Annotated in this window: 19 protein-coding genes; 15 read left to right on the top strand and 4 right to left on the bottom strand. The window is 55.2% G+C overall.

Going from position 1 to position 20417, the window contains the following annotated elements; all coding sequences use genetic code 11:
• Positions 1-115: 115 nt before the first annotated feature.
• The 5 genes from pldA (at position 116) to rhtC (ending at position 5415) form a co-directional block, all read left to right on the top strand.
• The gene (gene pldA / locus AC2A1E_RS07245; RefSeq protein ID WP_484383191.1) at positions 116-982 is read left to right on the top strand and encodes a phospholipase A; all 867 of its coding nucleotides are present in this window, start codon (positions 116-118) and stop codon (positions 980-982) included.
• A 60-nt stretch (positions 983-1042) separates the two neighbouring features.
• Positions 1043-2875 carry an ATP-dependent DNA helicase RecQ gene (recQ, locus tag AC2A1E_RS07240; protein ID WP_484383190.1) on the top strand — a complete coding sequence of 611 codons (1833 nt, stop codon included), beginning with the start codon at positions 1043-1045 and terminating at the stop codon, positions 2873-2875.
• 72 nt (positions 2876-2947) lie between these two features.
• Positions 2948-4078, top strand: coding sequence for an AAA family ATPase (locus AC2A1E_RS07235; protein ID WP_473189077.1), 1131 nt, complete (start codon positions 2948-2950; stop codon positions 4076-4078).
• Positions 4075-4728, top strand: a complete 654-nt coding sequence (locus AC2A1E_RS07230; RefSeq protein WP_484383189.1) for a DUF4276 family protein — start codon at positions 4075-4077, stop codon at positions 4726-4728. The genes AC2A1E_RS07235 and AC2A1E_RS07230 overlap by 4 nt, the downstream gene beginning before the upstream one ends.
• A gap of 60 nt (positions 4729-4788) precedes the next feature.
• A complete protein-coding gene (rhtC, locus tag AC2A1E_RS07225) occupies positions 4789-5415 on the top strand; it encodes a threonine export protein RhtC (RefSeq protein ID WP_484383188.1) in 627 nt (208 codons plus the stop codon).
• A gap of 76 nt (positions 5416-5491) precedes the next feature.
• Here the strand turns inward: rhtC and rhtB are convergent, their stop codons facing one another.
• Entirely contained in the window at positions 5492-6112 is a 621-nt protein-coding gene (gene rhtB / locus AC2A1E_RS07220; protein WP_484383187.1) for a homoserine/homoserine lactone efflux protein, read from the bottom strand.
• A 220-nt stretch (positions 6113-6332) separates the two neighbouring features.
• Between rhtB and pldB the strand changes: the two genes are divergently transcribed.
• The 10 genes from pldB (at position 6333) to AC2A1E_RS07170 (ending at position 16785) form a co-directional block, all read left to right on the top strand.
• Positions 6333-7370 carry a lysophospholipase L2 gene (gene pldB / locus AC2A1E_RS07215; protein WP_484383186.1) on the top strand — a complete coding sequence of 346 codons (1038 nt, stop codon included), beginning with the start codon at positions 6333-6335 and terminating at the stop codon, positions 7368-7370.
• 11 nt (positions 7371-7381) lie between these two features.
• Positions 7382-8182 (top strand): sugar/pyridoxal phosphate phosphatase YigL, encoded by an 801-nt coding sequence (yigL, locus tag AC2A1E_RS07210; RefSeq protein ID WP_484383185.1) that lies wholly within the window; start codon positions 7382-7384, stop codon positions 8180-8182.
• A 292-nt stretch (positions 8183-8474) separates the two neighbouring features.
• The gene (locus AC2A1E_RS07205) at positions 8475-9143 is read left to right on the top strand and encodes a cysteine hydrolase family protein (RefSeq protein WP_459400854.1); all 669 of its coding nucleotides are present in this window, start codon (positions 8475-8477) and stop codon (positions 9141-9143) included.
• A 17-nt stretch (positions 9144-9160) separates the two neighbouring features.
• Positions 9161-10027: an oxamate carbamoyltransferase subunit AllH family protein gene (locus AC2A1E_RS07200; protein ID WP_484383184.1), complete on the top strand. Its 867-nt coding sequence runs from the start codon at positions 9161-9163 to the stop codon at positions 10025-10027.
• A 108-nt stretch (positions 10028-10135) separates the two neighbouring features.
• Entirely contained in the window at positions 10136-11695 is a 1560-nt protein-coding gene (gene fdrA, locus AC2A1E_RS07195; protein WP_484383183.1) for an acyl-CoA synthetase FdrA, read from the top strand.
• Complete coding sequence (locus AC2A1E_RS07190; protein WP_484383182.1) at positions 11692-13113, top strand: YlbE family protein; 1422 nt, start codon at positions 11692-11694, stop codon at positions 13111-13113. The genes fdrA and AC2A1E_RS07190 overlap by 4 nt, the downstream gene beginning before the upstream one ends.
• Positions 13110-14069: a carbamate kinase gene (gene arcC / locus AC2A1E_RS07185; protein ID WP_484383181.1), complete on the top strand. Its 960-nt coding sequence runs from the start codon at positions 13110-13112 to the stop codon at positions 14067-14069. Before AC2A1E_RS07190 ends, arcC begins: the two co-directional genes overlap by 4 nt.
• 19 nt (positions 14070-14088) lie before the next feature.
• Positions 14089-14481, top strand: coding sequence for an allophanate hydrolase-related protein (locus AC2A1E_RS07180; protein WP_484383180.1), 393 nt, complete (start codon positions 14089-14091; stop codon positions 14479-14481).
• An 87-nt stretch (positions 14482-14568) separates the two neighbouring features.
• Complete coding sequence (locus AC2A1E_RS07175) at positions 14569-15792, top strand: cytosine permease (RefSeq protein WP_484383179.1); 1224 nt, start codon at positions 14569-14571, stop codon at positions 15790-15792.
• 84 nt (positions 15793-15876) lie between these two features.
• On the top strand, positions 15877-16785 hold the full coding sequence (locus tag AC2A1E_RS07170; RefSeq protein WP_484383178.1) for a LysR substrate-binding domain-containing protein: 909 nt from the start codon (positions 15877-15879) through the stop codon (positions 16783-16785).
• 7 nt (positions 16786-16792) lie between these two features.
• Here AC2A1E_RS07170 and AC2A1E_RS07165 read toward each other — a convergent pair whose 3' ends face one another.
• The 3 genes from AC2A1E_RS07165 to glpT form a co-directional block, all read right to left on the bottom strand.
• A complete protein-coding gene (locus AC2A1E_RS07165) occupies positions 16793-17503 on the bottom strand; it encodes a hypothetical protein (protein ID WP_484383177.1) in 711 nt (236 codons plus the stop codon).
• A 118-nt stretch (positions 17504-17621) separates the two neighbouring features.
• Entirely contained in the window at positions 17622-18713 is a 1092-nt protein-coding gene (gene glpQ / locus AC2A1E_RS07160) for a glycerophosphodiester phosphodiesterase (RefSeq protein WP_484383248.1), read from the bottom strand.
• Positions 18714-18802: 89 nt separating this feature from the next.
• Positions 18803-20155: a glycerol-3-phosphate transporter gene (gene glpT, locus AC2A1E_RS07155; RefSeq protein ID WP_484383176.1), complete on the bottom strand. Its 1353-nt coding sequence runs from the start codon at positions 20153-20155 to the stop codon at positions 18803-18805.
• Positions 20156-20417: the final 262 nt, after the last annotated feature.

Below are 20417 nucleotides of genomic sequence, written 5' to 3'. Positions count from 1 at the left end.
GCTTTCCAGGTTTATCCCGTTGACGTATTCCTAGTGCGGTAAATGATTCTTTGTGTGTAAAATGGCCTGCTTTTATTTCAGGTCTTTTCCTAATCTTTCTGGAGTGATGAAAATCATGCGTGTTCTGTCTGGGGTTGTTATGGCGATGCTGTTAGCGCCAACGGTGGTGCAGGCTGATGAGGCCAAGAAGCAAGCAGGTTTGGTGCGTGGCAGCATTATTTCCGGCATGCTGCAGAATTATGACGGGCCATTCACCTTTTATGCGTATGAACCCAACTATTTGATCTATACCGAAACCAGCGATCTCAATAAGGAAGCCATTGAATCCTATAGCTGGGCTAAGAATGCCAACAAGGATGAGGTGAAATTCCAACTCAGCCTGGCTTTCCCGATCTGGAAGGGGATTGCCGGTGAGAACTCGCTGCTGGGGGCTTCCTACACCCAACGTTCCTGGTGGCAGCTCTCCAACCATGAAGAATCGGCCCCGTTCCGTGAAACCAACTATGAACCGCAGATTTTCCTCGGCTGGGCAACGGATTACCAATTTGCCGGCTGGACGCTGCGTGATATCGAAGTGGGTATCAACCATGAATCCAACGGGCGCGAAGATCCCACTTCCCGCAGTTGGAACCGTGGCTATGCGCGTCTGATGGCGCAAAGCGGTGACTGGCAGGTAGAAGTCAAACCCTGGTTCCGTTTTTCAGAAAGCGACAGCAATGACGACAACCCGGATATCACCAAATACATGGGTTATTACCGCCTGAAAGTGGGCTATGCCTGGCGTGAAAGCGTGTTCAGCGTTGATAGCCACTATAACTGGAACACCGGGTACGGCGGCGCAAAACTGGGTTGGAGCTATCCGATCACCAGCCATGTGCGTTTCTACACCCAGTTGTTCAGCGGTTACGGTGAATCAATGATTGATTACAACTTCCAGCAGACACGGTTTGGCGTTGGTGTCATGCTTAACGATATTATGTAATTTTGCCGTTCAAATAGCGGTGCCCGTGGGCATCGCCGTAGTGTAAAAATGGGGAAGTATGTGTCAACCGCAGCAGTGATAAACAGAGAATTGCTGGCAGAGCAGGTATTGCGCGATACCTTTGGCTACCAGCAGTTCCGTCCGGGCCAACAAACGATTATCAACGCTGCCATCGGCGGGCAGGATTGCCTGGTGGTGATGCCGACCGGCGGCGGTAAATCGTTGTGCTACCAAATCCCGGCGCTGGTGATGGACGGGCTGACGCTGGTGGTCTCCCCGCTGATCTCGCTGATGAAAGATCAGGTCGATCAGCTTCTCGCTTATGGCGTTTCTGCCGCCTGCTATAACTCGACGCAAACGCGCGAGCAGCAACTGGAGGTGATGGCCGGTTGCCGCAGCGGCAAGATCAAGCTGCTGTACATCGCCCCCGAGCGCTTGATGATGGACAGCTTCTTCGAACTGCTGCAACACTGCCCGCCCGCGCTGCTGGCGGTGGATGAAGCGCACTGTATTTCCCAGTGGGGCCATGATTTCCGCCCGGAATACCGCGCCCTGGGCCAGTTGAAACAACGCTTCCCGGCGATGCCGGTGCTGGCGTTGACGGCCACGGCCGATGACGCCACGCGCAGTGACATTGTGCGCCTGCTGGCGTTGCAGGATCCGCTGATCCAGATCAGCAGCTTTGACCGCCCGAACATCCGTTACACGCTGGTAGAGAAATTCAAACCGCTCGATCAACTGTGGCGTTTTGTGCAGGATCAGCGCGGTAAGAGCGGCATTATTTACTGCAACAGCCGCGCCAAGGTAGAAGACACCACCGCCCGTTTGCAAAGCCGTGGGCTGAGCGTGGCGGCCTATCACGCCGGGCTGGAAAACGAACGCCGTTCTCAGGTGCAGGAAGCGTTCCAGCGTGACGATTTGCAGGTGGTCGTCGCCACCGTCGCCTTTGGTATGGGCATCAACAAACCCAACGTGCGCTTTGTGGTGCATTTTGATATTCCACGTAACATCGAGTCCTACTATCAGGAAACCGGCCGCGCCGGGCGTGATGGCCTGCCTGCGGAAGCGATCCTGCTGTATGACCCGGCCGATATGGCCTGGCTGCGCCGCTGCCTGGAAGAGAAACCGGCGGGCCAGCAACTGGATATCGAACGCCACAAACTGAATGCCATGGGCGCGTTTGCCGAAGCGCAAACCTGCCGCCGCCTGGTGCTGCTGAACTACTTCGGCGAAGGCAAGCAGCAATCCTGTGGCAACTGCGATATCTGCCTCGATCCCCCCAAGCGTTACGATGGGCTGGAAGATGCGCGCAAGGCGCTGTCGGCGATTGGCCGTGTCGGGCAACGCTTTGGTATCGGTTATGTGGTGGAAGTGCTGCGCGGTGCCAATAACCAGCGCATCCGCGAATTTGGCCATGAAAAGCTGCCGGTGTACGGCATTGGCCGCGATAAAACCACCGAACACTGGACCAGCGTGCTGCGCCAGTTGATTCACCTGGGCTTTATCAGCCAGAACATTGCAATGTATTCGGCACTGCAACTGACCGAGGCCGCGCGCCCGGTGCTGCGCGGTGAAGTCGAACTTCCTTTGGCGGTGCCGCGTATTCAGAGCCTGAAGGTGCGCAGCAGTGCCAATCAGAAATCCTACGGTGGCAATTACGATCGCAAGCTGTTTGCCAAACTGCGCAAGCTGCGTAAATCGATTGCCGACGAAGAGAACATCCCCCCCTACGTGGTCTTCAACGATGCCACGCTGCTGGAGATGGCAGAACAGATGCCGATCAAGGCCAGCGACCTGCTGAGCGTGAACGGCGTCGGCCAGCGTAAGCTGGAACGTTTTGGTGCGCCATTTATGGCGATGATCCGCGATCATCTCGACGATGACGATGAATAAGGACGATCAATCATGCTGATATTATTTTTGACCGTGGCGTCCACTATCAATAAATAAGCAGAGGGCCGGTTAATGAGTGCACAAGATGCGACAAAGCGCTTGCAGGGAAGGGTTGCCGAAGTTTCAATAAAGGGGTTTCGCAGCTTGGCAAACATCGAGAAACTGCAACTTCCCCAGTTGACCGTGCTCATCGGTGCCAATGGCGTTGGTAAATCCAGTTTTATCCGTTTTTTTGAGATGCTGGGATGGATGTTGCGGGCACAGAGACTGCAGGAGTTTGTTCTCCGGCAAGGCGGCGGGGATGATCAGTTTTTTATGGGTTCCCGTACCACGCCACAGATTACGGCAGAAATCCGCATCAGCACCAAGAGTGGGTTTAACGATTACTCCTTCGAAATGGCTCATCTCTCAGCGGGCGATACGGTAATGCTGACCAAAGAGGCATACCGCTATTCTGATAACCGCAAGCCGACAGAGGCACGTTGGAGCAGCTTGGGGAGCATCGGAAGAGAGTCGGCTTTACCCAGTCAAAACAACAATACGGCGAAGACAATCTATCAATTACTCAAGCAGTGCTCCACCTATCAGTTTCATGATACTTCCGCTAACGCTGCGATTCACCAGCGCTGGGATGTTTCTGATGCGGTTCGTTTGCGCTCTGACGGCGGTAATTTAGCCGCAGTATTGCTTGATTTAAAAGAAAATGCGCACTCTCGATATGAGCAGTTGATCCGGCAGATCCAACGGGTTTTCCCAACGTTGGATGACTTCGTTTTGGAGCCTGTGGCAGGTAAGGTGCTGTTACGATGGAAAAGCAGGTATAGCGATAAAGTGTTCGGTTCTCATCTGACTTCCGATGGTTCGCTGCGTCTGTTTTGTCTTTTAACCCTGTTAAGTTTACCAGACGAACGCCTGCCAGATGTTTTGTTCTTTGACGAACCCGAATTGGGGCTGCACCCACACGCGATCACTCTGGTATCAGAGATGATGAAGCGGGTTTCCGAGAGAAGACAATTGTTCATTGCTACCCAATCGCCTTATATGGTGGATTGCTTTGGTCTGGAGAATATCATTGTTGCTGATGCCAAGGATGGAGCGACTACATTACGTAATCTGCCAAAAGAGCAATATCAGCAATGGTTGGACGATGACTACCTGCTATCGGAGATTTGGCTGAAGTCTCCAATAGGAGGCTCTCTATGATCAGAGTCTGCGTTGTTTGTGAAGGGCAAACAGAGGTAGAGTTTATCAAAACGTGTCTTTCCCCTTATCTGTTCGCCAGCAATGTTAGTGTCTATCCGGCTATTTTGCAGGCTCCATCGGGAAGGCATCGCGGTGGTAGAGTGACCGTGGAAAGGTTGGTCGATTTTCTCTCTCATCAGTATTATGAGGCCGATCGCATTACCACTCTGGTTGATTTCTACGGTTTTCAGGACGCGGCTGGCCTAACTGCCACGCAGTTAGAGCAGAATATCCTGGCCGGGGTGCAGAAAAAAATGACGAAGGGATTTAACGCGAGTTTCATTCTGCCTTACGTCCAGCTACATGAATTTGAGGCTCTGCTGTTTTCTGACGTTGAGCAGTTCAGCTGCGTTCTGGACGGCTGGGATGATAGGGTGAGAAACGAATTGATAGAAATCCGGCAACAGTTCGCTACTCCAGAAGATATTAACAACCATCCCAATACCGCGCCTTCTAAACGCATTTTCACCGCTTTTTCGCCGGGTACCTATAACAAAACAGAGCATGGTCCATTAATTGCTGAGGCGATTGGCATTACAAAGATACGCCAGGTCTGCCCAGGTTTTAATCGCTGGTTGAATAAGATCGAGGAGTGGGGAAACATTGCGTAGAACATCAAATAAAACAGCGTTCGGTGCGCCGTTTATGACGATGAATAAGGACGATCAATCATGCTGATATTATTTTTGACCGTGGCGATGGTGCATTTAATTGCGCTGATGAGCCCGGGGCCGGATTTCTTTTTTGTTTCGCAGACCGCCGTCAGCCGCTCGCGCCGTGAGGCGATGATGGGCGTGGTCGGGATCTCGCTGGGCGTTATGGTTTGGGCCGGGGTAGCGCTGCTGGGGCTGAATCTGATCCTGCAAAAAATGGCCTGGCTGCATCAGATTATTATGGTGGGCGGTGGCCTGTATCTGTGCTGGATGGGCTGGCAACTGCTGCGTTCTGCCCGCGCACAGAATGCGCAAACTGCGCCAACGGAAGAGGTCGCCGTGGTGTTGCCGAAGGCGGGCCGCAGCTTTATTCGCGGTTTATTGACCAATCTTTCCAACCCGAAAGCGGTGATTTACTTCGGTAGCGTGTTCTCGCTGTTTGTCGGTGAAGACGTCGGTGCCGGTGCGCGCTGGGGGTTATTCATGCTGATCACCGGCGAAACCTTTGTCTGGTTCAGCCTGGTGGCGGTGGTGTTTGCGCTGCCGGCCATGCGTCGTGGCTATCAGCGTTTAGCCAAGTGGATCGATGGCGTGGCGGGCGTGTTGTTCACCGGTTTTGGCCTGCATCTGATTTTTACCCGCTAAATAGCGACCTAATAGTGTAGAAGCGGGGGATGCGGTATCACCCCCGCTGGTCTGCATAACGCCTAGTATTGAATTGTCAGGCTTTTCTGGCCGTTGCTAGCAATCCAGCCACCAGAATAAACAGTGAGCCAAAAATACGGTTCAGCAAGCGCATTTGGCGCGGGGTCTTCAGCCAGTTGGCAATCCGCGTCGCCAGCGTGGCGTAGCCAATCATCACAAAGATATCCACCACCACTGTGGTAACGCCCAGTATCACGTATTGCTCGGCCTGCGGCTGATTGGGCACGATAAACTGCGGGAATAGCGCGGCCAGGAACACAATGCTTTTTGGATTGGTCAGATTCACCAGTACCGCGCGGCGAAACAGGCGGCGGCGTGGCAGGGTACCCGCCAAGGTATGCAAATCCAGTGCACCGGCGGCGCGCCACTGCTGAATGCCTAACCACACCAGATAGGCCGCACCAAACCATTTCAGCAGTTCAAATGCCAGCAATGACTGGGAAACCACTGCACCAAGGCCAATCCCCACCAGCACGATATGCAGGCTGAGCCCGACCTGCAATCCGGCGATCGACGCCACTGCACCACGGTAGCCGTGGCTGATACCGGTGCTCATGGTGTTAATCGCCCCTGAACCGGGGGAGAGGCTGAGGATAATGGTTGTCAGCAGATAGGTTAACCACCAGTCTAAGGTCATTGCGATGCTCCCTGAATACGCCAATGTGTGCCACAATACGCTATACCCGTCGTCTTTCAAGCCGCAGCGTTGTTGGCTTCACGTAGTCACCCCGGTCACTTACTCGAGTAAGCTCCTAGGGATTCCTACGCTTGCCGCCTAGCTGCAACTCGAAATCCATAGGGTATAGTACTATTCCTTGTATGTTGATACCGCAAAATACCCCGTGAAAAGGCATTCGATGACGTCATCCACTTTCAGTTCCACTGAATGGTTAAGCCGCGAAAAACAGTTTTCTGCTTTTGCTACCGGGCCATTGCTGGATTTTTGGCGGCGGCGCGAAGAGGGCGAGTTCCTCGGCGTGGGCGACGTGCCGATCCGTTTTGTGCGCTTCAGTTCGCCGCAGCACCAGCGCGTGGTGGTAGTCAGCCCTGGGCGTATCGAGAGCTACATTAAGTACCCGGAAGTGGCCTACGATCTGTTCCACAGCGGTTATGACGTGATGATTATCGATCATCGTGGACAAGGGCGCTCCGGGCGCATGCTGGCAGATTCACACCGTGGTCATGTGGTAAACTTTGCCGATTACGTTGACGATTTTGCCCGTTTTTACCAGCAACAAGTGCTGCCGCACGGTTATCAACAGCATCTGGCTTTGGCGCACTCGATGGGCGGCGCAATCATGGCGCAGTTTCTGGCGCGTGAACCCCAGGCTTTTGCCGCCGCAGCATTATGCGCGCCGATGTTCGGTATTTACCTGCCGATGCCGCGCTGGATGGCGAATCGTATTTTGAATTGGGCGGAAAAGCGCCCGACGCTGCGTGACTATTATGCCGTCGGCACCGGCCAATGGCGGCCGTTGCCCTATGTGGTGAATGCCTTGACCCATAGCCGCGAGCGTTATCGCCGCAGTTTGCGCTATTATGCCGATTACCCTGAACTCCAGGTGGGTGGGCCAACTTATCACTGGGTACGAGAAAGTATTCATGCCGGGCGGCAAATCATTGCTCAGGCAGCTAAAATAACCACACCGATTTTATTATTGCAGGCTGGTGAGGATCGGGTGGTCGACAACCGTTCCCATTCGGCTTTTTGTCAGGCAATGTCAGACGCGGGGCATCCTTGTGAAGGGGGTAAACCGTGGGTTATCAAAGGCGCACGCCATGAGATCCTGTTTGAACGGGACGCGATGCGCGCCGAGGCACTGAACGCAATCCTGCACTTCTTTGCCCAGCACTTAGGCGGCACTGCTGCTGCCGAAAACACCACTAGAGGTTAGAACATATCGCTATGTATCACGTTGTCGCTTCCGATTTAGATGGCACACTGCTGTCTCCTGACCATACCCTGACGCCCTATGCCAAAGAGACGCTGAAGCTGCTGACACAGCGCGGCGTACACTTTGTTTTCGCCACCGGCCGCCACCATATCGACGTTTCTCAGATCCGCGATAATCTCGGGATCAGCGCTTTTATGATCACCTCCAACGGTGCGCGGGTGCACAACACCGCAGGTGAACTGATCTTCAGCCATAATCTGGACGAAGATATCGCCCACGATCTCTACACCATGATGCATGACAATCAGGAAATCCTGACCAACGTCTACCGCAACGACGACTGGTTCATGAACCGTGAAAGTCCAGAGCAGGAAGAGTTTTTCCGCGAATCCGTGTTTAAATATCAGCTGTTTGAGCCGGGCCTGCTGGAAACCGACGGGGTGTGCAAGGTGTATTTCACCTGTGACGATCACGATAAATTACAGCCATTGGAAGATGCCATCAACGCGCGCTGGGGCGATCGGGTCAACGTCAGCTTCTCGTTGCCGACCTGCCTGGAAGTGATGGCGGGCGGAGTGTCGAAAGGCCATGCGCTGGAAGAGGTGGCCAAGATCATCGGCTATTCGTTGAAAGAGTGTATTGCCTTCGGCGACGGCATGAACGATCTGGAAATGCTGGCGATGGCAGGCAAAGGTTGCATCATGCGTGGTGCTCACCAGCGGCTGAAAGATACCTTGCCGGAGCTGGAAGTGATCGGCTCTAACGCCGATGATGCGGTGCCACATTACCTGCGCAAAATGTTCCTGTCGTAACTTGTTGGGGCGCAGCCTGCTGCGCCCACTCTCGCTGCCTCAGCGACTCAGCTCACATTCCATCAACGATTTTTTTGATACAAACCTCATTGCTGCATCAATCTAATTGCAGCTGAAAGCCAGCCCTCTGGTTATCTCACATTTATTGTATGGGTATTTATCCCGCTGCAAAATTTTCGTCGCTGCCCGCGAAATCGTTTATCTGTTATGTCTCCCCGCGCTCCTTATACTCAAGGCAGATCCTCAAGATTATCGGCCTTCAGGCCGAAACATAACGAATCAGGAGATGCTCATGACACAGAAAACTTTTCACGCAGAACCTTTTGCCCTGCCGTTTGAGATTGGCAGCACCGCGCTGGTAATGATCGACATGCAAAAAGACTTTGTTGAACCGGGCGGCTTTGGTGAAGCGCTGGGTAATGATGTCTCTTTCGTCCGTAGCGCTATCGAGCCTTGCAAGCGAGTGCTGGACGCCGCGCGCCGTCAGGGGCTATTGGTGATTCATACCCGCGAAGGCCACCGTGCCGATCTGAGCGATTGCCCTCCAGCCAAACTGACACGCGGTGGGCAAACCTTTATCGGCACTCATGGGCCAATGGGGCGCATTCTGGTGCGCGGTGAAGCGGGCCACGACATCATTCCTGAACTCTATCCGCAGGCCGGTGAACCGGTGATCGACAAACCGGGGAAAGGCGCGTTTTACCAGACCGATCTGCATCTGATCCTGCAAAATCACGGCATCAAGACGCTGATCGTGTGCGGTGTCACCACCGAGGTTTGCGTGAATACTACCGTGCGCGAAGCCAATGACCGTGGCTACGAGTGCATTATTCCGCAGGACTGCGTCGGCTCTTACTTCCCGGAATTCCAGAAATACGCTTTAGAGATGATCAAAGCGCAGGGCGCTATCTTCGGCTGGGTCAGCGATGCTTCTGCCATTGTGGATGGCTTGCAGAGCTAAGCGGCATGGGGCAGCCAATGATTTTCCCGGTGCTTTCTGTGGGCTATCTGGCTGCCAGCAGGTTGGTAGAAGGGGATCAACTCCAGGTGCATAGCGGCTTTCAACGCTCATTGAACCTGCGCCACCCCGACGGTTATTTGCTCTCGATCCTGAGCCGCGATAACCAGAATCTGCCGGATGCGATCCGTATTGCGCTTCCTGGCAATTGGGACTGGCGTTACCACATGCAGGCAGGGCAAAGCGTCCGGTTCGATCGCGGGACCTTGCAGAATGAACGCTGGGGCATCGTACTGAGCGGGAGTATCTGCTGGCATCCACAGCGCTGGTTGTCGGGTGAGTTTGCCCCTTTGCTTTCGAGCGTATTGCGTTATTACGCCCAGCTTGCCAGCCAACTGAGCCAATATTGCCAACAGCAGCAGATTGAAAGCGATCTGCAACTGTTACCCGATATGGAGCCATGCGCACGGGCGGTAAAGCTGGAGATTACCGATAGCCCCGCGCAACTGACGGCAGAAGTCACTGCGCTGATTGGCTTTGGGCGCGGGCTGACGCCGGACGGTGATGACTATTTATTGGGATATCTGACGGCACTGTGGCCGTGGCGGCAGCACCCTGCCATCGCTACGCACGACGCTACGCTGCGCAGCATTATTGGCAGCCAGCTATCACGCACCAACGACATCAGCCGCCATTATCTGGCACGCGCGTTAGAAGGCCACGTTTCGCAGCCGATCTGTGATTTGATGCTGTTGTTGGGCACCGAGGCGGCTGCCACCCAAATCCAGGTGGCAGCGCAGCAGGTGATGCAGTTTGGCGCCTCTTCTGGCGTGGATTGTTTGGCCGGGTTGTTACACGGTTTGAGGACGTTAAGAAGCGCGCTCTAAGCCCTGCAAGATGAACCGATTAATTTCAACATGCTGAAAAGCCCTTTTCAGCAGGGAACCCTTTTGCCTGCTGTTAACCGGTGGGCAGATCTCGTACAGGTAACCGCTATGAGTGTAATGCATAAAGTTTTTGCCAATCTCTATCAGGATTCCGTATCGCTGATGCAGATTTCGGCGCAAATCAGCCAACTCCCCGGTATTGAGCAAGCCTCGGTGGTGATGGGAACCGCCACCAATCTGGCCCAACTGCGCGATGCCGGTTTGGATAACGGCTGTCAGGCCGGGCCGAACGATCTGATCATTGCCGTGCGCGGGGAAGAGGCGGCCTGCGTTGCCGCGCTGGAACTGGCGCATCAGCGCCTGAACAGTAAACCCGCAGAAAGCAGCGGCGAAGGCGTGCGCGCGCCACAGTTGGTAAGCCTGGAAATGGCCGCCGAGCAACAGCCTGATATCAATCTGGCGCTGATCTCCGTACCCGGTGATTACGCGGCAGCCGAGGCGATTAAAGCCCTGCACCTGGATATGAACGTGATGCTGTTCAGCGATAACGTCAGCCTAGAGCAGGAAAAGCAGATCAAACTGCTGGCCCAGAGCAAGAACCGTTTGGTGATGGGCCCGGACTGCGGCACTGCGATCATCAACGGCCTGCCGCTGGGATTTGCCAACGTAGTAAAACCCGGAACGATCGGCATCGTTGGTGCGTCAGGCACGGGCGTACAGGAAGTGACCTGCCGCATCGACCAACTGGGCGCAGGCATTTCTCAGGCGATTGGCACCGGTGGCCACGATTTGCATGAAGAGATCGGCGGCATCTCGATGCTGCACGGCTTGCAGGCGCTGGCGGCCGATCCGGCAACGCAGGTGATTGTTTTGATCTCCAAGCCACCGGCACGCCCGGTGGCCGAACGTATTCTGGAACAGGCACAAGCCTGCGGCAAACCGGTGGTGGTCAACTTCCTGGGTGCTGTGCCGGAAGAGGTTACCCGCCCGGGGATCACCGCTGCGGCTACGCTGGCAGACGCCGCCGGGCTTGCGGTAGCGCTGGCTAACGGCACACCATCACCGGCCTCGGTCACCGCCATATCAACTGAAGATCGCGAGATGCTGCAAAACGCCAGCGCCTGCTTGCCCGCCACCCGCCACGCCATTCGCGGCGTATTTGCCGGTGGCACCTTCTGCTATGAAAGCCAGTTACTGTGCCAGCAACAAGGATTTAGCGCGGCATCCAATACGCCGGTAAAAGGCAATACCAAGCTGGCGGATATCTGGTGCAGCCAAGGCCATACGCTGATCGACATGGGCGACGACGATTTCACCCGCGGCAGGCCGCATCCGATGATCGATCCTACCCTGCGCAACCAGCGCGTGGTGGCGGAACTGAACGATGCCGATACCGCCGTGGTGCTGTTTGATCTAGTGCTGGGCTATGGCGCAGCGGCTGAGCCAGCGACCGAACTGCTCGCCCTGTTGAGCCAAAGCTATAACGAATCCAGGCCGTTGCTGATTGCCCATGTTTGCGGCACCGAGGCCGATCCACAACAACGTTCACGCCAGATTACTGCCCTGCGTCAGGCTGGCGTACTGGTTGCAGGTTGCAACGCTGAAGCGGCCATGTGGGCCAGCCTGATTGCCCGCATTCAGGCAGAGAAAAACGGAGAAAAAGCATGAATCCATTATTCCAGCAGCCACTGAAAGTAGTGAATGCCGGGCTGGCCGGTTTTGCCGATAACCTGAAACAGGCCAACGGCGACGTGGTTGCGCTGAACTGGCAACCGCCCGCTCTGGGCGACGTGCAGGCCGGGCTGGATCTGGCGGCGCTGATTCGCCACCCGTTGGTGGAGCAGGCTAACCAGATTGCTTTCGAACGCTATCTGAGTGCCCAACCGGTACTGATCGACGTGATGAGTGCCGCAGAAGCCATCACAGCCATGGCCCAGCGTAAGCTGATCCTGCACTCCGGCCCGCCGATCGCCTGGCAGGATATGTGTGGCCCGGTAAAAGGCGCGATCGTGGGCGCGGTCCTGTTTGAAGGCTGGGCTGCCGACCATCAGGCCGCCGAGCGCCTGATCGCCGAAGGCGCTGTGGAACTGGAGCCTTGCCACCATCATCAGGCGGTTGGGCCAATGGCGGGGATTATCAGCCCATCGATGCCGCTGTGGGTAATTGAAAACAAAACCAACGGCCAGCGCGCGTTCAGCAACTTCAACGAAGGCCTGGGCAAAGTGCTGCGCTTTGGTGCCAACAATGAGGAAGTGCTGCAACGGCTGCGCTGGATGCAGCAAGAACTGGCACCGGCGCTGAAAGCCGCCGTGCGTCAGATTGGCGAGTTGGAACTGAAACCGCTGATGGCGCAGGCGCTGCACATGGGCGACGAGGTTCACAACCGTAACGCTGCGGCGACCGGATTGCTGATCAAGCGCCTGGTGCCTGCATTGTTGGCCTGCAACCTGCCGCTGATCACGCTGCAAAACGTAGTGGCGTTTATTACCGGCAACGATCACTTCTTCCTCAACCTGTCGATGGCCGCCTGTAAAGCGATGATGGATGCCGCGACCGGCGTGCCATACAGCTCGATGGTCACCGTGATGGCGCGTAACGGCGTTAATTTCGGCATCCGCCTTTCCGGCACCGGCGATCGCTGGTTCCAGGCTCCGGCCAACGCGGTGGAAGGGTTGTTCTTCCCCGGTTACGGCGTAGAGGATGCGGCGGCCGATCTCGGCGACAGCGCGATTACGGAAACCGCAGGCGTGGGTGGCTTTGCCATGGCGTCATCACCGGCCATCGTCAAGTTTGTCGGCGGTACACCGGCCGATGCCACCAATAACAGCCGCCGTATGCAAGCGATTACCGTCGGTGCTAACCCGGCCTTTACCTTGCCTGCGCTCAATTTTGCGCCGACGGCGGCGGGGATCGATGCACGTAAAGTGGCCGATCGCCAGATCCTGCCGGTGATCAATACCGGTATCGCCCACAAACAGGCAGGGGTTGGGCAGATTGGCGCAGGCATTACCACCGCGCCGATGCCTTGTTTCGTCGATGCTATTCAGGCGTTGGCTCAGTCACTGCCTGCGGGAGAAACAGCATGAGCAAGCCTTTAGCCGTGGTTGCCGTAGGCGGTAATGCGTTGATTCAGAACGATCGGCAAAACAGCATTCCCGATCAGTATCAGGCGGTGATGGAAACCGTTGGGCACGTTGTCGAGATGATCGAAGCCGGTTGGGATCTGGTGCTGACCCACGGCAACGGGCCGCAGGTCGGGTTTATCCTGCGTCGTTCCGAGCTGGCGGCGGAAGAAGTGGCACCGGTACCGCTGGACTATGCGGTGGGCGATACCCAGGGCGCGATTGGCTACATGTTCCAGAAAGCCCTGCATAACGAACTGCAACGCCGGGGGATCCAGCGGCCGGTAGTGGCGCTGGTAACACAAACCCTGGTCAGCATTGATGATGCCGCATTTCAGCACCCCAGCAAGCCGGTGGGGGCATTCTTCGATCGGCAAACAGCGCTGGATCGCCAGCAGAAGCTGGGCTGGACGGTGATGGAAGACGCGGGCCGCGGCTGGCGCCGCACGGTGCCTTCCCCTGAGCCGCTGGAGATCATCGAGCGTGAGGTGATCGGCCAACTGCTGGCCCAGGGCTGCATCGTGATCGCCTGCGGCGGCGGCGGGATCCCGGTGATCCGCGATGAACACCAACAACTGCAAGGTGTGGAAGCGGTGATCGACAAAGATCTCGCCTCGGCATTGCTGGCAGAACAGCTCGGTGCGGACCTGCTGATGATCCCAACCGGTGTTGAACAGGTTGCTATCAATTTCGGCACTCCGCAGCAGCAATGGCTGGATACGCTGAGCATTGAACAGGCGCAGGAATTACTGCAACAGGGGCAGTTTGGTGCTGGCAGCATGCAGCCGAAAGTCGAAGCCATCTTGGGTTTTGTCACCCGCAGTCAGCAGCAGGGCAAGAACGGCCAAGGGCTAATCACCAGCCCGCAAGCCATTAAGGCGGCCCTGAATCACCAGACCGGTACTTGGATTACGTCATAACAATTAAGGAATTAACACGATGAGTCAGACTACTTTGGTGGCCGTGAATGGCACCTTGATGCGCGGCCTGGAACTGAACGGCAACATGACCGCAGCAGGCGGGGTTTTTGTTCGTGAAGATCAGACCGATGCCCACTATCGGCTGTGGAGTATTAACGATCGTCACCCCGGCATGATCCGGGTGATGGAAGGCGGCGTTTCGGTAGCGCTGGAAATCTGGGAGCTGCCGATGGCGTCGTTCGCTACCCTGCTGCTGAGTGAACCGGCTGGGCTGTCGATCGGCAAGGTGAAGCTACTCGACGGCAGCGAAGTGCTGGGTGTGCTGGCAGAACCTTGGCTGGTGGCCGGGCAAAAGGAAATTACCGAGTGCGGCGGCTGGCGACAGTATACCGGCGAAACCTTCACAGAATGAGTTTCTAGCTCTTCAGGCTATGCCCCACCAGTGGCACTGATGTGCGCTGGCGGGACCTCCTGATACAAGACTCCATAGGAGTAATTTATGCGTAAAACGGATGAAAGCGTCAGTACCGCATCCGGCTTTCATATTGCGATGATCTTACTGGGGATTGCGGTTACCCCGGTGTTGCTCTCTTCTTCCAGCCTCGGCAACCAGCTATCCCGTTCAGAGCTGACCACCGTGGTGGGCTTAGGGGGGATTATTCTGGCCGTGTTGGCCGCCATCACCATCAGCGTGGGTGAAAAAGCCCGTTTGCCGACCTACGGCATTGTGAAGTATCCCTTCGGCGAACGCGGCGCGGTGGCTATCAACATTCTGATGGCGATCAGCCTGTTTGGCTGGATTGCGGTGACCGCCAATATGTTCGGTCATTCGGTGCACGATCTGCTGGCGCAGCGTGGTATGGATCTGCCAACGCCGCTGCTGGTGGCTATAGGCTGCTGTATTTTCGTGGCGTCCACCGCCTTCGGTTTTGCCGTACTCGGCAAAGTGGCGCAGATCGCGGTGCCGATTATCGCACTGGTACTGTGCTACATCCTGTATGTGGCGACGCACGGCGAGGCGGAGCTGGCACAACGCGCTGGCAGTATGGACATTGGCGTGGCGGTGTCTACCGTGGTGGGGACGATCATTGTGCTGGTGGCAACCTTGCCGGACTTTGGCAGCTTCGTGCATAACCGCAAGCATGCGCTGATCGGCGCGTTGATCACCTTTCTCATTGCTTACCCTCTGCTGTATTGGGTGGGAGCCACCCCGAGCGCATTGAGCGGGCAAGGGTCGCTGCTGGCGGCGATGGCGGTATTTGGTTCGGTATTACCGGCGGCGTTGTTGCTGGTGTTTGCCTGTATCACCGGCAACGCGGGTAATATGTTCCAGGGCACCTTGGTGGTTTCAACGTTACTGACCCGTTTCCCGAAATGGCAGATCACCCTGGCGCTGGGCGTGCTGTCGGCGATTGTTGGCAGTATGGATATCATGAGCTGGTTTATTCCGTTCCTGCTGTTCCTGGGGATCGCTACCCCGCCGGTGGCCGGTATCTATATTGCCGACTTCTTCCTCTATCGCCGTCAGGGCTATCAGGAAGCGGTGCTGGCGGCAGAACCGCAGATCAAGCTGCTGACGTTTGTGGCCTGGGCTGCGGGCTCGGCAGTGGGTTTTATGACGGTGAAAGGGATGTTTACCCTGACCACCATTCCTTCGGTGGACTCGATCCTGGTGGCCTGCGTGGGTTATGCGCTGTTAAGCCGGATCGGTACGCAAAAATAATACTCAGGTATAATCGAACATAGTGAATATGCTGCCAGCACGTAAGCTGGCAGTTTCCTCTCTAGGCTGCTTCAGGGAATCATTATGTTTATCTCCGACGAAACATTGCGGGTCATCCATCTGGTTGCCAAATACCAGAGCATTACTACCGCCGCTGAGCACCTGAATAAAGTCCCTTCCGCGATCAGCTATACGGTGAAAAAGCTAGAGGAGAGCTTTGGCGTTGAACTCTTCCTGCGCAAAGGCCGTTATATCGAACTCACCCCGGCGGGTGAGTACTTTGTCGAACACAGCAAAACCATTCTCAATGATTTGGACGCGCTACAGCGCAATACCGCCCTGATTCACGGCGGTGTGGAGCAGGAACTGACAATCGCGGTGAACAATATTATCCCCCGTTCGGCGATCGTGGAGCTTGTCTGTGACTTTGAAGCGATGTTCCCCTCTACCCGGCTGACCATTGATACCGAAGTGTATAACGGCTGCTGGGATGCGCTGTATGGCAAACGGGCCAACCTGGTGATTGGCGCGCCGCATGTGGTGCCCAGCACCGAGGGGATTATCAGTGAGTCGATAGGCCACCTGGAATGGGATTTCGTCGTCGGGCCAGAGCATCCGCTGGCCACCCAGGTGCTGCCCTTACAGAACAATGAACTGCGGCACTATCCGGCGCTGTGCATCCGCGACACCGCAGTCAATTTTGTGCCGCAGCAGGCGTGGCTGCTGGAGGGGCAAAAACCGATGTTTGTGCCTGATTTTGCCACCGCCATTGAGCTTATCCAGCGTAATGTGGGCATTGGCTATGTGCCGCACCATCTGGCTTTGCCGCTGTTGAACTGCGGTTCGTTAGTCAAAAAGTCAATGCAGGAACATAAGCATGCCACGCAGATCTTTTTAGCCGCTCGTTCCGATGGCATGGGCAAGGTCAGCCGCTGGTGTATGGATTACCTGCTGGCACCTTCGTTCCGCGCCCGGTTGCATGGCCAATTGTGAAAGCGGTTTATTCCTGAATTTTGCAGACTAAATCGTACGAATAGAGTGTTCCATCAGGAGCGGCTTGAATGAGCTCCATATCCTGATCCAAACTGCAAAATAAAGCGGCGCTGCTGTGGGCCGCTGAGGCGTAGGTAATATCAAACAACAGCGGCGTATGATTTTCGTGCTGCTGGTTTTTCACTGCTTTTTTGATCCACTGCTCCATCTCTAAGGTTATTTTTTGCAGATCGTCGTGCTCTTTGAGCGGGTGGATTTCATAATTTCTGCTCCCCGCCATACTTGCCAGCGTAGCTCTATATTCCTGCTGCAAGGATTCCGGAATCAGCAGTGATAATTTCTCGGCTGCCCGGTAAGTTTGCAAGAATGAGGGTAAATGCTCCAGCAGCGGGGAACCCACCACCTGCGGGCAGTAGAGCAGCGGTTTTCTTTTAGCGATCTGGTAAAGGTGCGGTTTTTTGACGTGATGCAAGGTCATTACCGAGGCAAATAACAGTAACAGCGTCGTAAAGAGTAATGGGATAAACCAAATCAGGAAACTGACGAGGTCACTAAACGGATGGGAGTAACGCTCAACGTCGTCTGGGCGGAAAAAGCGTAATACCATTTTGAAGATCAGCCCTTCATTCAGCGCGTCGGTGACCCAGCCGGTCAGCACAATGGCCGATAGGGCATAACATGACGTTTTAAGATGCTGCAATAAGACCGAGCGATCCATAAACTATCCCCTCGTTAATAACCATGATCCGTATCCTTCCATTATACCGGTCGGCTTTCAAGGTTCTGGGGATTGGCTACTTGAGAAGCCCCACCCGAATGGGCGGGGCTGGTTGAGGTTACTTGTGTAACTTGTGCTGTTGCAGGAACTGTACGCCTTTGTCTGGGAAGTCGGTGAACAGGCCATCAACGCCTGCATCAATGTAGAAAATTTTCAGCATATCGTTGAAATCCTTGGCGTAGGCAGGAACCTGGCCCGGATCGGCACGGAAGGTGTAAGGGTGGATCTGCAAGCCCTGCTGCTTAGCCTCTTTCGCCAAGGTGGTCAGCTCAATGTGACCAGGGGTTGAGGTGCTTTTCACAATCATTGGATACCATGGGCCAATGCCATCGGCATATTTAGCCAGCTTGGCGGCAGCGCCGGGTTCATACATCCAGTCGTAGCTGTACGGCGTCAGGCTGCCGTCCGGGTGGATCACCATCGTTTCGCTCACCTTCTGATCGCCGGTATTGGTGATCAGCTGTACCAGTTTGATGTCCATGTTCATCGCCGGTAACAGCTCTTTTTTCACCCGCTCTAAATCCGGCGCATCAAAGCTTTGCAGGTAAGCTTTGTCGTCTTTTTTGGTGTAACCGTAGGATTTCAGCACTTCCAGCACGGCTTTGGAGATATCTTTGCCTTCGATTTTGTGGAACCAAGGCGCCTTGGTTTCCACGTAGATGCCAATATCCTTGCCGGTTGAGTGATTCATCCCCTGAATCATCTCAATCTCATCTTGCAGCGTGTGGATGCGGAAATCCGATTTCCACATTGGGAAGCGGTTAGGGAATTTCTGCTGCTGCACGCCGTCTTTCACCAAAAACTCCTCGGTGAACTTCAGCGACTGGATCTCGGCCAGGGTGAAGTCGATGGCGTAATAGCGGCCATCTTTACGCTTGCGGTCTGGGAACTTCTGCGCCACATCGGTCACGCGGTCAAGGAAGTGATCGTGCAGGACGATCAGTTTGTCGTCCTTGGTCATGACCACGTCCTGCTCCAGATAGTCCGCGCCTTGGGCGTAGGCCATCGCCTTGGCAGGCAGCGTGTGCTCAGGCAGGTAACCGCTGGCACCACGGTGGGCGATGACCAGCTTATCCGCAGCCTGCGCAACGCTGAGCATTGAAGTGGCGAGAATGATCCCTATTAGCAGGGCTTTGGTTTGAGTTCTCATTCGCATTCTATAATCTCCATTTTATAGGCAGAGGTAAGTAAAAAGGCCGCAGAGAGCGACCTTTAAATTATGCAAAAGTATTGTGACAGTTAACCGCGTTTTGCTGCGATATCAGCGTGATGCTTCTTCTCGCTGATCATGGTTAACAACAGCAGGATGACTGCGCCGATGCTGCCGCCGATCATCACCATAAAGCCGCCGTCCCAACCGAAATAGTCTACGGTGTAACCGACGATGGCGCTGGCGGCAACGGAGCCACCCAGATAGCCGAACAGACCGGTAAAGCCCGCCGCGGTACCCGCTGCTTTTTTCGGTGCCAACTCCAGCGCATGCAGGCCGATCAGCATGACCGGGCCGTAAATCAGGAAGCCGATGGTGATCATACAGGCCATATCGATGCCTGGATTACCCACCGGGTTCAGCCAGTAAATGATGGTGGCGATGGTGACCAGTACCATGAAGAACACCCCGGTGGCACCACGGTTACCTTTGAATACCTTATCCGACATCCAACCGCACAGCAGCGTGCCTGGAATACCGGCGTATTCGTACAGGAAATAGGCCCAGGATGATTTATCCAGCGCGAAGTGTTTGACTTCTTTCAGGTAGGTCGGCGACCAGTCGAGGATGCCGTAACGCAACAGGTAGACAAAAACGTTGGCGATGGCGATATACCACAACAGCTTGTTCGGCAGGACGTACTGCATGAAGATCTGCTTGGCAGTCAGTTCTTCTTCTGCTTTATCGCTGTAGTCATCCGGGTAGTCGTTTTTGTACTCTTCGATCGGCGGTAAACCGCAGGATTGCGGGGTATCACGCATCAGAGCAAAGGCGATCATCGCCACCAGGATCGCACCGAAGGCTGGCATATACAGCGCCGCTTTCCAGTCGTTGAACCACGCCATCCCCAGCAGGAACAGCAGCGGCGGCAGGCCACCACCCACGTTATGGGCACAGTTCCACACCGAAACGATACTGCCGCGCTCTTTCTGCGACCACCAGTGCACCATAGTGCGGCCACACGGTGGCCAACCCATGCCCTGGAACCAGCCACACAGGAACAGCAGCACAAACATCACCGCAATGCTGGAGGTGGCCCAAGGCACAAAGCCCATAAACAGCATGACTGCGGCTGACAGGATCAGGCCTGCGGGCAGGAATACGCGTGGGTTAGAACGGTCGGAAACCGACCCCATGATGAACTTGGAGAAGCCATAAGCGATGGAGATCCCTGATAGCGCAAAGCCCAGGTCCCCACGGCTGAAACCTTGCTCGATCAGATACGGCATTGCCAGGGTGAAGTTTTTACGCACCAGATAGTAGGCGGCGTAACCGAAGAAAATCCCCATAAAAATTTGCCAGCGCAGCTTACGGTAGAGCGGATCTACCTTATCGACTGGCACACGGGAAATGTGTGCGGCTGGCTTAAAAATACTCAACATGAGCGCCTCCGATGGCTTTATCAGTTATTACATCAGCAGGAAACGGATGTCCTGAAGATGATCGAGCGGATACCAGAGTTAAGTGTTGTCAAATTGTTCCATAACGAGCGCCATCCTAGTCAAAACCCGCAAGTCCCATTGTGATGGATGGCGCAATTGTTACACTTTTATGAAACATCGGCGGATTCTGCGCGATTGGTTAACATTTTGAAATGAGTAAACAGCAAAAACTTGTGATTTTGATCACATTTGTGATTTTTTA

The sequence above is a fragment of the Serratia sp. HNCC26DJ206 genome (genome assembly GCF_057180605.1).
The sequence above is the reverse complement of the archived record's forward strand: the minus strand, read 5'-3'. Positions and strand labels throughout refer to the sequence as shown.

Excerpts from the sequence above, each read along its gene's own strand:
- pldA (WP_484383191.1), top strand. The coding sequence starts at position 116 with ATGCGTGTTCTGTCTGGGGTTGTTATGGCGATGCTGTTAGCGCCAACG.
- AC2A1E_RS07235 (WP_473189077.1), top strand. The coding sequence starts at position 2,948 with ATGAGTGCACAAGATGCGACAAAGCGCTTGCAGGGAAGGGTTGCCGAA.
- AC2A1E_RS07230 (WP_484383189.1), top strand. The coding sequence starts at position 4,075 with ATGATCAGAGTCTGCGTTGTTTGTGAAGGGCAAACAGAGGTAGAGTTT.
- rhtC (WP_484383188.1), top strand. The coding sequence starts at position 4,789 with ATGCTGATATTATTTTTGACCGTGGCGATGGTGCATTTAATTGCGCTG.
- rhtB (WP_484383187.1), bottom strand. The coding sequence starts at position 6,112 with ATGACCTTAGACTGGTGGTTAACCTATCTGCTGACAACCATTATCCTC.
- pldB (WP_484383186.1), top strand. The coding sequence starts at position 6,333 with ATGACGTCATCCACTTTCAGTTCCACTGAATGGTTAAGCCGCGAAAAA.
- yigL (WP_484383185.1), top strand. The coding sequence starts at position 7,382 with ATGTATCACGTTGTCGCTTCCGATTTAGATGGCACACTGCTGTCTCCT.
- AC2A1E_RS07205 (WP_459400854.1), top strand. The coding sequence starts at position 8,475 with ATGACACAGAAAACTTTTCACGCAGAACCTTTTGCCCTGCCGTTTGAG.
- AC2A1E_RS07200 (WP_484383184.1), top strand. The coding sequence starts at position 9,161 with ATGATTTTCCCGGTGCTTTCTGTGGGCTATCTGGCTGCCAGCAGGTTG.
- fdrA (WP_484383183.1), top strand. The coding sequence starts at position 10,136 with ATGAGTGTAATGCATAAAGTTTTTGCCAATCTCTATCAGGATTCCGTA.
- AC2A1E_RS07190 (WP_484383182.1), top strand. The coding sequence starts at position 11,692 with ATGAATCCATTATTCCAGCAGCCACTGAAAGTAGTGAATGCCGGGCTG.
- arcC (WP_484383181.1), top strand. The coding sequence starts at position 13,110 with ATGAGCAAGCCTTTAGCCGTGGTTGCCGTAGGCGGTAATGCGTTGATT.
- AC2A1E_RS07180 (WP_484383180.1), top strand. The coding sequence starts at position 14,089 with ATGAGTCAGACTACTTTGGTGGCCGTGAATGGCACCTTGATGCGCGGC.
- AC2A1E_RS07175 (WP_484383179.1), top strand. The coding sequence starts at position 14,569 with ATGCGTAAAACGGATGAAAGCGTCAGTACCGCATCCGGCTTTCATATT.
- AC2A1E_RS07170 (WP_484383178.1), top strand. The coding sequence starts at position 15,877 with ATGTTTATCTCCGACGAAACATTGCGGGTCATCCATCTGGTTGCCAAA.
- AC2A1E_RS07165 (WP_484383177.1), bottom strand. The coding sequence starts at position 17,503 with ATGGATCGCTCGGTCTTATTGCAGCATCTTAAAACGTCATGTTATGCC.
- glpQ (WP_484383248.1), bottom strand. The coding sequence starts at position 18,713 with ATGAGAACTCAAACCAAAGCCCTGCTAATAGGGATCATTCTCGCCACT.
- glpT (WP_484383176.1), bottom strand. The coding sequence starts at position 20,155 with ATGTTGAGTATTTTTAAGCCAGCCGCACACATTTCCCGTGTGCCAGTC.